General features: G+C 44.4%; 1 protein-coding gene and 1 pseudogene. Both read right to left on the bottom strand.

Annotated elements, in window-relative coordinates:
- On the bottom strand, nucleotides 1-213 hold a 213-nt coding region (locus tag CWC11_RS21130), incomplete at its 3' end, for a TrmH family RNA methyltransferase (protein ID WP_283241031.1).
- 50 nt (nucleotides 214-263) lie between these two features.
- Nucleotides 264-340: pseudogene (locus CWC11_RS21125) on the bottom strand (transcriptional regulator AsnC); the annotation flags it as partial.

Here is a 340-nt window from a genome sequence, read left to right as displayed (position 1 = left end):
AACCCAATTTTTGCTGCCGCCAGAGGTATTGTTTGTTAACCGTCTTTGATCTTGTGGCCATACTGCGTGTACGTGGTGACAGCCAACCGCATCTGCGGTACGCACAATCGCTGACAGGTTATGGTGCTTATGTACTTCATCTAGGCACACTGTGAGGTCGGTTTGGCGTCTATCTAATACGCTTTTTACACGATGGAATCTATTCTCGGCCATCTACTTACTACTCTAATCAAAAAATTCCCGCGATTATAACAAAAAAGAAGCTAGGGCATAACGGTGCGCTGAATTGGGTTTTGTAGTGAGATCAGTGTTTCAGTTGATTGGATCGACTCAATGGTTT

The sequence above is a fragment of the Pseudoalteromonas sp. S3178 genome (genome assembly GCF_005886985.1).
GTDB classification, from domain to species: Bacteria; Pseudomonadota; Gammaproteobacteria; order Enterobacterales; family Alteromonadaceae; genus Pseudoalteromonas; species Pseudoalteromonas carrageenovora.
This window is presented reverse-complemented; position numbering and strand designations above follow the sequence as displayed.